The sequence below is a fragment of the Ewingella sp. S1.OA.A_B6 genome (assembly GCF_049889095.1).
Classification (GTDB): Bacteria; Pseudomonadota; Gammaproteobacteria; order Enterobacterales; family Enterobacteriaceae; genus Ewingella.
This window is the reverse complement of record NZ_JBLJFK010000009.1, coordinates 21,650-33,491: the sequence shown is the minus strand read 5'-3', so window position 1 is coordinate 33,491 and position 11,842 is coordinate 21,650. Positions and strand designations below refer to the sequence as shown.

General features: G+C 52.3%; 11 protein-coding genes. 7 read left to right on the top strand and 4 right to left on the bottom strand.

Annotated elements, in window-relative coordinates:
• The first annotated feature begins 36 nt into the window (after positions 1-36).
• From ACMV8I_RS15830 to trpS, 5 genes are all read left to right on the top strand, one after another.
• Complete coding sequence (locus ACMV8I_RS15830; RefSeq protein WP_498866169.1) at positions 37-1,065, top strand: SPOR domain-containing protein; 1,029 nt, start codon at positions 37-39, stop codon at positions 1,063-1,065.
• Positions 1,066-1,145: 80 nt separating this feature from the next.
• Positions 1,146-1,958 (top strand): adenine-specific DNA-methyltransferase, encoded by an 813-nt coding sequence (gene dam, locus ACMV8I_RS15825; RefSeq protein WP_498866168.1) that lies wholly within the window; start codon positions 1,146-1,148, stop codon positions 1,956-1,958.
• Positions 1,959-2,010: 52 nt separating this feature from the next.
• Complete coding sequence (gene rpe / locus ACMV8I_RS15820) at positions 2,011-2,700, top strand: ribulose-phosphate 3-epimerase (RefSeq protein ID WP_498866167.1); 690 nt, start codon at positions 2,011-2,013, stop codon at positions 2,698-2,700.
• Positions 2,693-3,391, top strand: a complete 699-nt coding sequence (locus tag ACMV8I_RS15815) for a phosphoglycolate phosphatase (RefSeq protein ID WP_498866166.1) — start codon at positions 2,693-2,695, stop codon at positions 3,389-3,391. The genes rpe and ACMV8I_RS15815 overlap by 8 nt, the downstream gene beginning before the upstream one ends.
• 2 nt (positions 3,392-3,393) lie before the next feature.
• Positions 3,394-4,416 (top strand): tryptophan--tRNA ligase, encoded by a 1,023-nt coding sequence (gene trpS, locus ACMV8I_RS15810; RefSeq protein ID WP_498866165.1) that lies wholly within the window; start codon positions 3,394-3,396, stop codon positions 4,414-4,416.
• Positions 4,417-4,480: 64 nt separating this feature from the next.
• On the opposite strand, the gene cysG is transcribed toward trpS, so the two are convergent.
• From cysG to nudI, 4 genes are all read right to left on the bottom strand, one after another.
• Positions 4,481-5,854, bottom strand: coding sequence for a siroheme synthase CysG (gene cysG / locus ACMV8I_RS15805; RefSeq protein ID WP_498866164.1), 1,374 nt, complete (start codon positions 5,852-5,854; stop codon positions 4,481-4,483).
• 13 nt (positions 5,855-5,867) lie between these two features.
• Positions 5,868-6,194 carry a nitrite reductase small subunit NirD gene (gene nirD / locus ACMV8I_RS15800; RefSeq protein WP_498866163.1) on the bottom strand — a complete coding sequence of 109 codons (327 nt, stop codon included), beginning with the start codon at positions 6,192-6,194 and terminating at the stop codon, positions 5,868-5,870.
• Positions 6,191-8,743, bottom strand: a complete 2,553-nt coding sequence (gene nirB / locus ACMV8I_RS15795) for a nitrite reductase large subunit NirB (RefSeq protein ID WP_498866162.1) — start codon at positions 8,741-8,743, stop codon at positions 6,191-6,193. The genes nirD and nirB overlap by 4 nt, the downstream gene beginning before the upstream one ends.
• 160 nt (positions 8,744-8,903) lie before the next feature.
• Positions 8,904-9,329 (bottom strand): nucleoside triphosphatase NudI, encoded by a 426-nt coding sequence (nudI, locus tag ACMV8I_RS15790; protein WP_498866161.1) that lies wholly within the window; start codon positions 9,327-9,329, stop codon positions 8,904-8,906.
• 135 nt (positions 9,330-9,464) lie between these two features.
• On the opposite strand from nudI, the gene ACMV8I_RS15785 reads away from it, so the two are divergent.
• Positions 9,465-10,748, top strand: a complete 1,284-nt coding sequence (locus tag ACMV8I_RS15785) for a cytosine deaminase (RefSeq protein ID WP_498866160.1) — start codon at positions 9,465-9,467, stop codon at positions 10,746-10,748.
• Positions 10,749-11,155: 407 nt separating this feature from the next.
• Positions 11,156-11,725: a peptidylprolyl isomerase A gene (ppiA, locus tag ACMV8I_RS15780; RefSeq protein WP_498866159.1), complete on the top strand. Its 570-nt coding sequence runs from the start codon at positions 11,156-11,158 to the stop codon at positions 11,723-11,725.
• Positions 11,726-11,842: the final 117 nt, after the last annotated feature.

Below are 11,842 nucleotides of genomic sequence, written 5' to 3'. Positions count from 1 at the left end.
GCTTTTGCAGGTTTTTAGCCGGGTTGGAGGTTTTAGATGGATGATTTAACACCGGAAGACGATCTTAAGCCAGACACCAGCGATCGCCGTCCACCGCGTTCGCGTAAGCCGGCTTCTTCTGCACCGAAACTTGCAGTATCGCGTCAACATCTGATGATCGGTGTTGGCATTTTGGTGCTGCTGTTACTGATCGTCGGTATCGGTTCCGCTCTTAAAACCCCGACACAGCACGAAGTCAATAACCAGCCAAGCAACGGTCCTAAAGATATTAATTTGTCCGGTTCCGGCAATGACGCTGCTGCTCCGGCACAGCCTTCTGCCCAAGCACAGACAAACACTGCACAGGCAAATAATAATGGTCAGCAGGTACAACAAAATGTTGGCATGCCGCCTATTTCATCAACACCAACGGATGCCCAGCCGCAGCCTGACAATACGCAGTCAAAAGAGCGTGTTGATCTGCCTGGAGACATGTCTGATGCGCTTTCCTCGCAGCAAGGGCAGGTTAACGCCGCTGTGCAAGAGGGTGTGAACGCTGGTACGCAGTCTTTGACATCATTACCTACGGCACCGGCCACCGTCGACGGTGCAGCGAAAGGTAAGGCGCCAGTCGCGACACGTACGCCTCAGCAAACGGCGCACACCAAACCGACTAAAACACATGCTGCTGCAACAGCCCATGAGTCTAAAAAATCGGTACAGACAAAGCCTGCGACAGCGGCATCACATCCGGCCAAAGAAACAACAAAACCTGTTGCGACTGCCAGTGCAGCAACCGGTTCTGGTAGTGCTATCAAATCGGCTCCGGGCGGTCATTTTACGCTGCAACTGAGTGGGGCTTCCCAGTCCAACAGCCTGAATGCGTTTGCCAAGCAGCAGGGTCTGAAAAACTATCTGGTTTATCAGACATCGCGTGACGGCAAGCCGTGGTTTGTGTTGGTGAGCGGTAACTATGCTTCATCGGCTGAAGCTAAAAATGCCATCTCCAGCTTACCTGCTGAAGTACAGGCGAAGAAACCGTGGGTTAAACCTGTACATCAGGTACAGCAAGACCTGAAAAAATGAATCTGTTCTCAACGCGATTTGCTGTCTAAAAACAGGGTACAATCCGCGGCTGTTAATTGTATAAGTAGCTAACTGACGGCATGAAGAAAAACCGCGCTTTTTTGAAATGGGCTGGTGGCAAATACCCGTTGGTTGATGACATCAAACGTCATCTTCCAGCAGGAGATTGTCTGATAGAGCCTTTTGTTGGTGCGGGATCGGTATTTCTTAATACTGATTATAAATCGTACATTCTGGCCGATATCAACAGCGATCTGATAAATCTCTATGACATAGTAAAAACGCGCACCGATGAGTTTGTGCGTGATGCCCGCGCGTTCTTTTCCACGGAATTCAATCAGTCAGAGCGTTTTTATGCCCTGAGAGAAGAGTTTAATCAAAGCAGTGACATCTACCGCCGCTCGGTGCTTTTTCTCTATCTCAACCGCCATTGTTACAACGGCCTGTGTCGTTATAATCTCAGTGGGGCATTTAATGTGCCGTTTGGCCGCTACAAAAAACCCTATTTCCCTGAGAATGAACTCTACTGGTTTGCCGAGAAAGCGCAGAAGGCAACGTTTGTTTGCGAGCATTACCAGCAAACGCTGTTGAAAGCGGAGTCTGGCTCGGTGGTGTATTGTGATCCTCCCTATGCGCCGTTGTCGGCGACGGCAAATTTCACGGCCTACCACACCAATAGCTTCAGCATGGACGATCAGCGAAACCTGGCCAGCCTGGCGTATCAGCTCTCGTCAGAGAATGATGTACCGGTTCTGATCTCCAACCATGAAACACCGCTGACGCTTGAGTGGTATGCACAAGCGACGCTGCACCGCGTTACGGCCCGCAGAACTATCAGCAGTAATGTGTCGCAACGCACTAAAGTGAATGAACTTTTAGCGCTCTATCGCTGATCTGCCCGAAATAGCGCGGGCCAGCTCGTAACCCTCTTGTCTGGAGAAGCGGATGAAAAAGTTTTTGATTGCCCCGTCCATTCTGTCGGCTGACTTTGCCCGCTTGGGTGAAGACACGGCTAAAGCATTGGAAGCTGGTGGAGATATCGTACACTTTGACGTAATGGACAACCACTACGTGCCTAATCTGACGATAGGACCGCTGGTGTGTCAGTCGCTGCACAATTATCTGCAAAAAGCCGGGATTAACGCGCCGATTGACGTGCATTTGATGGTCAAACCGGTCGATCGTCTGATCCCAGATTTCGCCGCTGCGGGTGCCAGCTATATCTCTTTCCATCCTGAAGCCTCTGAGCATCTTGATCGTACTATTTCACTTATCAGAGAGCACGGCTGCAAGGCCGGCCTGGTGTTTAATCCGGCAACGTCGCTGAGCTATCTAGATTATGTGATGGATAAACTCGATGTGATCCTGTTGATGTCGGTTAACCCGGGCTTTGGTGGGCAGTCGTTTATTCCCGGTACTCTCGATAAGCTGCGTCAGGTACGCAAACTGATCGATGACAGCGGTTACGACATTCGTCTGGAAATTGACGGTGGCGTCAAAGCTGAAAATATTGGTGAGATTGCTGCAGCGGGCGCCGATATGTTTGTTGCTGGCTCTGCCATCTTTAACCAGCCTGATTACCGCACGGTAATTGACCAAATGCGCAGTGAACTCGCGAAGGTTTCTCATGGCTGAGTCACTGCACCCGCTCGGGGTTGCCTTTGATCTCGATGGAACGCTGGTCGATAGCGCTCCGGGCCTAACGGATGCGGTCGATATGGCGCTGAAATCCTTCGGTTTACCGGCGGCGGGTATCGAACGTGTCAGCACCTGGATTGGCAATGGCGCGGATGTGATGGTTGAACGGGCAGTGCGCTGGGCAGAAGGCGATGTTTCGCCAGAGTTTTGCCAGAAAATACGTGAAAAGTTTGACCACTTTTATGCTGAAACCGCCGAAAGTGGCAGCCGTTTATATCCTCAGGTGAAAGAAACATTGGCCGCGCTGCACGCGCAGCGCATGCCGATGGGATTAATCACCAATAAGCCGACACCTTTTGTCGCACCGCTGCTGAATTCGCTCGATATTGAAGAATATTTTTCAATGGTCATTGGTGGCGATGACGTCGTGCAGAAAAAACCCCATCCGGCACCGATGTACCTAATGCTGGCGAAGCTGGGTTTGCGGGCCAGCGAACTGGTTTTTGTCGGTGATTCACGCAATGATATTCAGGCGGCACAGGCCGCGGGTTGTCGCTGTGTCGGTTTGACGTACGGTTACAATTACGGTGAAAGCATCGCGCTGAGTAAGCCCGATCGTGTCCTTGAACATTTCGCCGACCTCTTGCCCACTTTTGGGCTGTTATCTTTAAAAGATCAGGAAGCATAAAAATGAGTAAACCCATCGTATTTAGTGGTGCACAGCCCTCCGGCGAACTGACCATTGGCAACTACATGGGTGCGCTGCGTCAGTGGGTTAAGTTGCAGGACGATTATGAGTGCATTTACTGCATCGTTGATCTACATGCCATAACCGTACGTCAGGATCCTGCGCAGCTGCGTAAGGCCACCCTCGACACTCTGGCACTGTATCTGGCTTGCGGCATTGACCCGCAAAAAAGTACTATTTTTGTGCAGTCCCACGTTCCTGAACATACTCAGCTGAGCTGGGCGCTGAACTGTTATACCTATTTCGGTGAACTGGGTCGCATGACACAGTTTAAAGACAAATCATCACGTTACGAAAACTCCAACAGTGAGAACTCCAGTATCACTGCTGGCCTGTTTGATTATCCGGTACTGATGGCGGCAGATATCTTGCTTTACCAGACCAACCAGGTGCCGGTCGGTGAAGATCAGAAACAGCATCTTGAGCTGAGCCGCGACATAGCTAATCGTTTTAACGCGCTTTACGGCAATGTATTTACTGTGCCGGAACCGTTCATTCCGAAATCCGGTGCGCGCGTGATGTCATTGCAAGAGCCGACTAAGAAGATGTCCAAGTCAGACGATAACCGTAATAACGTGATTGGCCTGCTGGAAGATCCGAAGTCGGTCACCAAAAAAATCAAACGTGCCATGACCGACTCCGAAGAGCCGCCTGTCGTGCGTTATGACATCGCGACCAAAGCCGGTGTATCAAACCTGCTGGATATCCTTTCCGGTGTGAACGGTAAAACCATTGCCGAGTTGGAAGCCGAGTTTGAAGGCCAGATGTATGGTCATCTGAAAGGTGCGGTAGCGGAAGCCGTTGCCGGTATGCTGACTGAGTTGCAGGAGCGTTACACTCGTTTTCGCAATGATGAGGCATTACTGCAGCAAATCATGCGTGAAGGTGCTGAGAAGGCCAGTGCCCGAGCTAAAATGACGCTGAAGAAAGTCTATGAGGCTATCGGTTTTGTGACGCTGCCATAAGCGTTAAACCTACGTTTTGACACAAAAGGCCAGTTGATTTGCTGGCCTTTTGCTTTTGTATTTATTAAAGACTGGCAAACCAGTTCAGTTTCTCCCGTAGGCTTACCACTGAACCGATGATAATCAGGCTCGGGCTTTGTGCTTTTCCAGCCAGTTCCCCTAGCTGCATTAATTCGCCGGTGATGACCCGCTGCTGCTTCGTGGTGCCATTTTCTACCAATGCTACCGGCGTGGTGGCAGGCAGGCCGTTTTCCAGCAAACGGCGCTGAATTTCTGCGGCCTGCGTCAACCCCATATAAAACACTAATGTCTGCTGGCCTTGGGCCAGACAGGCCCAGTCGAGTTCGCCATCCTGTCTCACATGACCGGTGATCAGCCGCACGCTTTGTGCGTGGTCGCGGTGCGTTAGCGGAATGCCGCTGTAGGCCGAACAGCCTGATGCAGCAGTAATACCCGGCACGACGGAAAACGCGATGCCCGCTGCTTTCAGCGCTTCCAGCTCTTCGCCACCGCGGCCAAAAATAAACGGGTCGCCGCCTTTCAGTCGCACCACGCGTTTGCCCATCTGCGCCTGTTCCAGCAGGAGTTGGTTGATGTGTTCCTGTGGTACGCAGTGATGTCCGGCGCGTTTGCCCACGAAAATCCGTTCAGCGTCGCGGCGTACCAGATTCAGCACCTCTTCAGATACCAGCCGGTCATACACCACCACATCGGCCAACTGCATCTGCTGCAAACCTTTAAGTGTGAGTAAACCGGCATCGCCCGGCCCGGCACCGACCAGAATCACTTCGCCGTGTTTATCCACCGGCTCGCGGAACAGTTCTTCGATATATTGCTCACTTTGCGCGTCGTCATTATTTGCCAGCGACTGCGCCAGACGATGATGATTAAACAGCTTTTCCCACCAGCGGCGGCGTTCGGACATGTCTCTGAAATGCGTTTTGACCCGCGCGCGCAATCCGCCTGCCACCTGCGCCAGTTTACCCAGATGCTGCGGAAGAATGGCCTCAAGACGTTCGCGCAGTAGCCGTGCCAGAACCGGTGCATTACCGCCCGAAGAGACGGCAATCATCAGTGGCGAGCGGTCGATGATCGACGGCATAATGAAGCTGGCGCTTTCCGGCGCGTCAACCACATTGCAAAATACCCGGCGAGATTCGGCGGCTGCGCTAACCTCCAGATTCACCTGCTCAGAATCGGTCGCGGCGATCACTAGCCACTTCTCATCTACCAGCTGCGGTGAAAAAGAACCGGTCAGCAATTGCACTTTCCCTTCTGCCGCCCACACCTCGAACTGGGGTGTGACACTGACGGCGTTAACCGTGAGTTTCGCCCCAGCGTCAAGCAGCAATCGGGCTTTGCGCTCTGCAACTTCACCCGCGCCGACCAGCAGACAGGCTTTATTGTGTAACTGGCAAAACAACGGGAAGTAGTCCATCGCGCTGGCGCTCCTAAAGATGAATTTGTACGTTGCCGTTTTTCACGCGGGTGGCAAAGGCCGCAATAGAGTGAGTCTCGTCTTCCAGGCACAGGCCGTCAGTCAGTCGAAAATGTTGTTTTTTCAACGGGCTGGCAACCCATAGTACGCCCTGATGCTCGCCAATAATGCCACGCGACAAGACGCTGGCCTGTGCATAGGGATCAATATTCGAGAGTGCAAAAATTTGCTCGTCGACGAACGGCCGAAATAATGCCACTTGATGCTCGCCTGCCAGAGCGCATACGCCGCAGCCTGGCACGATTTGGTCGATGGAACAAAGTGTTAGCCACTGGCTCATAATGCTACCTCATCGGTATTTACTACAGTTACCGGAATACGTTCATCCGGACGCGCCGGACGGTGTTGCAGACGTTCATCCACAAACTGCACGTTAGGGTCACGCTGTTGGCTGTTGATGAAATGGGTGAAGCGGGTTTGTGCTGCCGGATCGTTGAGTGTTTCCTGCCATTCGCAGACGGAGGATTCACGCAGGCGCGCCAGTTCGGTTTCCAGTTGATCGTTAAGACCGAGCTTGTCGTCGACAATCACTTTGCGCAGGTAATCAATGCCGCCTTCCAGGCTTTCCAGCCATACAGAGGTACGCTGTAGCTTATCGGCGGTGCGGATGTAGAACATCATGAAACGGTCTAGGTATTGCAGGATCTGGTCGTTATTCAGATCCGCAGCCAGCAGGTCGCCGTGGCGCGGTTTCATGCCGCCGTTACCACAGACGTACAGATTCCAGCCGTTTTCGGTGGCGATGATCCCCACGTCTTTGCCCTGCGCTTCCGAACATTCACGGGTGCAGCCTGAAACGCCAAACTTCATTTTGTGCGGCGTGCGGATGCCCTTGTAGCGGTTTTCCAGGCTGATGCCAAAGCCAAGACTGTCGCCGACGCCGAAGCGGCACCAGGTGCTACCGACGCAGGTTTTCGCCATACGCAGCGCTTTGGCGTAGGCCTGGCCGGTTTCGAACCCGGCGTTAATCAGTTTTTGCCAGATAGCGGGCAAGTCATCTTTTTGCGCGCCGAACATGCCGATGCGCTGTGAACCGGTGATCTTAGTGTAGAGATTATATTCAGCGGCAATTTCGCCAATCGCCTGCAAGCCCTGCGGGGTGATCTCACCGCCAGCTGAGCGTGGAATGACGGAGTAGGTGCCATCTTTTTGTATATTGGCGAGGAAAGCGTCATTGGTTTCCTGCAATGGTGCGTGCTGTGGTTTGAGCACGAAGTCGTTCCAGCACGAAGCCAGCAGAGAGCCCACGGTCGGTTTACACACTTCGCAGCCGTAGCCTTTGCCATATTTCGCCCGCAGTTGGTCGTAGGATTTAATACCTTCGACACGGATCAGGTGGTACAGCTCCTGACGCGAATAGGCGAAGTGTTCGCAAAGGTGATGATTGACCTCAATGCCTTGCTTGCTCAGTTCAGCGTTCAGAACCTGAGTGACCAACGGAATACAGCCGCCGCAGCCGGTACCGGCTTTGGTGACGGATTTCAGTGCTGCTACGGTGTGGCAACCGCCCTGAACCGCTTTGATGATGTCGCCTTTGGTGACGTCAAAACAGGAGCAGATTTGTGCGCTTTCCGGCAGAGCATCGGTGCCGATCACTGCGCCGCCGCTGCCCGCATGCGCAGGAAGGATCAGCGCGTCCGGGTTCTCCGGCAGTTCGATATTATTCAGTACCCGCTGCAGCAAATTGCCGTAGTCGCTGGTGTCGCCGACCAACACGGCACCGAGCAGCGTTTTGTTGTTTTCACTGACAATCAGGCGTTTGTACAGTGCTTTGCTTTCGTCGAGATAGACATAGCTGCGTGCACCCGGTGTGCGGGCGTGGGCATCGCCGATCCCGGCTACGTCAACGCCCAGCAGTTTCAGCTTGGCGCTCATATCCGCGCCGATGAACCGATTTTCACGGCCTAACAGATGGTCTGCGGTGACTTGCGCCATTTTGTAGCCTGGTGCCACCAGGCCGAAAGTGCGCTGGTTCCATGACGCACATTCGCCGATGGCATAAACGTCGGGATCGCTGGTCTGGCATTGGTCGTTGATCACGATGCCGCCGCGCGGGGCGATGTCCAGATCGCACTGGCGCGCCAGTTTGTCCTGCGGACGGATACCGGTGGAGAACACGATAAAGTCTACTTCCAGCGAGCTACCGTCGGCGAATGCCATGGTTTTACGCGCGCGGTCGCCGCCCTGAAGGATCTGTTTGGTATTTTTAGCGGTGTGAACCTGCACGCCCATGCTTTCGATTTTCTGACGTAGCTGGTTGCCGCCCATTACGTCGAGTTGTTCGGTCATCAGGCCCGGTGCAAATTCAATAACGTGGGTTTCAACGCCGAGATTCTTTAGGGCACCGGCGGCTTCAAGGCCAAGCAGGCCACCTCCTACTACCGCTCCACGTTTGCTGCGGCGGGCGCAGGCTTCGATAGCGTGCAAATCTTCGATGGTGCGGTAAACAAAGCAATCCTGGCCGTCAGAGCCGGCGATCGGCGGTACCCACGGATAGGAGCCGGTGGCGATGATCAGTTTGTCATAATAGAGCGTACGGCCGCTGCTGGAGTGAATAACTTTTTCTTCACGGTTTAGCGTGATGGCGCGTTCGCCGATCAACACCTTGACGCCGTGTCTCTCGTAGAAACCTTCGCGGACCAGCGACAGCTCTTCCGCTGTATGGTGCGAGAAATAGGAGGAAAGATGAACGCGGTCATAGGCCACACGCGGCTCTTCACAAAATACGGTGATATCGAACTGACCCGGTTCAGCTTTATCCAGTAAATCTTCGATAAAACGATGGCCGACCATGCCGTTACCAATAATCGCGAGTCTGACTTTGCTCATGTTTGCCTCAATATTGATTTCTATCGGCTCAACATAGCGCGCGTGAAACCAGGCATCTTGATACAAATCAAGATGCCTCCAATATACTCCGAAGGTGGTATTTGGCTGATTTATATGATTTTTTAGCTAAGCTGGCGATTTTAAATGAGTTTGTAGAGGCCTACAGCAAGCCCCGCTGTTTCAGGGTGATTTTAGTCGCCTCATTCAAATCATAGCTCGCAAACTCGTCGGGATGTACCCACGCATAGCTTTCGAATTCGTCGCTGATGACAATGTGGTCGTTTTTTGCCCAACAGTTAAAGAGCAAATAAATCATATAGATTTCCTCTTTTGAGCCGTCCTCATAGGTTTTCACTCTTACGTCATCTCTGAAAGTCCAGGGTTCAATTCTTTCCAGTTCGAGTGTTTCGCCTAACTCTTCGCGTATCTCACGCCGCAGCGCTTCTTCAATGTTTTCACCATTCTCAACGCCGCCTCCAGACAGCGCCCATTGGCCAGGGAATACGCCTTTATGTGCCGCCATTTTGCATAGCAGATAAGTGCCTTGATACTCAATTAATGGACAAACAATGATCCTTTGGCGCATAAAAATCCTTAAATTAGAGATGATATTTTTGCAAGAATAGCGAATGTAGGGTGAGGGGATTGTGTGATGAGTCGACTTGTGAACTGTTTCAGCTATTGTTTGCAAAGGAATTCATTTTATCTGATGAGGTAAACAGTGCCGAAAACCCCTTTGCATACCATTAAGAACGTACGGATGCCTGACCGTAAAGGGTTATGGCAGATCGATATTGAAGATGGCGTCGTCCGTCAAATCATCCTACAGCCGCAAAACATTGAGCGGGGAGAACATATTCTCGACGCCGAAGGTGGGCTGGCAATCCCCCCTTTTATTGAGCCACATATTCACCTTGATACCACCCAAACCGCAGGTCAGCCTACATGGAATCAGTCCGGTACGCTGTTTGAAGGTATAGAGCGCTGGGCTGAACGCAAGGCTCAACTGACTCATGAAGATGTTAAACAGCGCGCCTGGCAGACGCTGAAATGGCAAATTGCCAACGGAATTCAACACGTGCGTACCCACGTGGATGTTTCGGATCCGACGTTCACCGCGCTGAACGCCATGCTGGAAGTCAAAGCCGAAGTCGCGCCGTGGGTGACGCTGCAAATCGTGGCGTTTCCGCAGGAAGGGATCATGTCGTACCCGAACGGAGAAGCCCTGTTGGAGGAGGCGTTAAAACTTGGTGCTGACGTGGTTGGCGCGATCCCTCATTTTGAATTCACCCGCGAATATGGCGTGGAGTCACTGCATAAAACCTTCGCGCTGGCGCAGAAATATAACCGGCTCATCGACGTGCACTGCGATGAAATCGACGATGAACAGTCGCGCTTTGTAGAAACTGTTGCCGCGCTGGCGCTGCGTGAAAACATGGGCGAGCGCGTGACCGCCAGCCATACCACCGCCATGCATTCCTACAATGGTGCATATACCTCGCGGCTGTTCCGTCTGCTGAAGATGTCGGGTATTAACTTTGTCGCGAATCCGTTGGTTAATATTCATCTGCAGGGCCGGTTTGATACCTACCCGAAACGCCGTGGGATCACGCGGGTAAAAGAGATGCTGGAAGCCGGAATTAATGTCTGCTTTGGCCATGACGATGTCTTCGACCCGTGGTATCCGCTTGGCACTGCCAACATGTTGCAGGTGCTGCATATGGGGCTGCACGTCTGTCAATTGATGGGGTATCAGCAAATTGACGACGGTCTGAAGCTCATCACCACCTACAGCGCGCGTACTATGAATCTGCATGGCTATGATCTAAACAGTGGCAATGCAGCCAGTCTGGTTATTTTAGCGGCCGAAAACGGTTTTGATGCGGTGCGCAGGCAGACGCCGGTGCGCTATTCAGTTCGTCGTGGTGTGATCATTGCCGAAACGCAGCCTGCCCGGACGATGATACATCTGGATAAAACTGAATCTGTAGATTTCAACAGCTAGAAGAGCGGCGTTATCCCGGTTGCAGGGGGACAGAATCGCTGTGGACAATTTTTGGCGCAAACTCTGACAGATGCGCTGGCTGGTAATGTATCAGTGGTTCCGACCAGAGGTCATAAAATGCATAATTTCCCCAAGCGTGACCCGGTCTGCAGATAAGCTTGCTCGGCTACGTAAATAAAAGTAAAGCTCTGGCGCTATGGTTAGTAGCTCTTTAGAATCAACGGGTTTATACCCGTCATACTTCAAGTCGCCTAGATGCGCCTGCTTTTGGTGCAGCTTTGTTGGCTGCCTTTATTCACCCCAGTCACATGGTACAGCCATGCATCCTGGGATGCATTCAGTTGCCGCCTCGCTGTAACTCGAATTATTGTGGGTATAGTGGTTGTATTCTGAATAAAGGAACCGTCATGTTTAAACGTACTTTAGTGACCTTCACCGCACTGCTGTCCCTGGCTGCGATTTCGCCAGCTGCCTTGGCTGCGGCACAACAACATGTACTGCTGACTACCTCCGCAGGGAATATCGAAGTAGAACTCGACAGTGCTAAGGCTCCGGTTTCTGTGAAGAATTTCGTCGATTACGCCCAAAGCGGTTATTACAACAACACCATATTCCATCGCGTCATCCCAGGTTTTATGATCCAGGGTGGCGGGTTCACTGCTGATATGCAGCAGAAGAAGACCAATGCGCCGATCGTCAACGAGGCGGACAATGGCCTGCGTAACCTGCGCGGCACCGTCGCCATGGCCCGCACCGCCGAGAAAGACAGCGCCACCGGGCAGTTCTTCTTCAACGTGGCGGACAATGCCTTCCTTGACCACGGTCAGCGCGATTTCGGTTATGCCGTCTTTGGTAAAGTGATCAAAGGCATGGATGTCGTTGATAAAATTGCTCAGGTAAAAACCGATAACGTCGGCCCTTACCAGAACGTGCCAACCACGCCAGTGGTTATCCTGTCAGCGAAAGTTCTGCCTTAAATACCCGTTATATTTCATCGAATTATTTTGGGTATCGTTTTTTCGTGGGCTTATTGGAACCTCCGTTATCTAACGGGGGGTTTTTATTGTCTGTTTTCCTCCGGAAACTTGACGCTT